Below are 217 nucleotides of genomic sequence, written 5' to 3' on the forward strand. Positions count from 1 at the left end.
GGGTGTGATGGTGAAGGCGGTGGGATCGGCCTACGCTGCCGGCCGGCGCGGTTCCAACTGGATCAAGGTGAAGCCCGTGCTCACCTACGACCTGGTGGTGCTCGCCTGCGAGTGGGGGTCGGGACGGCGCACCGGTTTGCTTTCCAACCTGCACCTGGGCGCGCTGGACCCCGCCGGCGAGTTCGGCGAACCGGGCGGTTACGTGATGGTGGGCAAG

The 217-nt window shown here is 68.7% G+C and carries 1 pseudogene; it reads left to right on the top strand.

Going from position 1 to position 217, the window contains the following annotated elements:
* Nucleotides 1-217: pseudogene (locus ARTSIC4J27_RS23635) on the top strand (ATP-dependent DNA ligase); the annotation flags it as partial.

The organism is Pseudarthrobacter siccitolerans (assembly GCF_001046895.1).
Taxonomy (GTDB): domain Bacteria; phylum Actinomycetota; class Actinomycetes; order Actinomycetales; family Micrococcaceae; genus Arthrobacter; species Arthrobacter siccitolerans.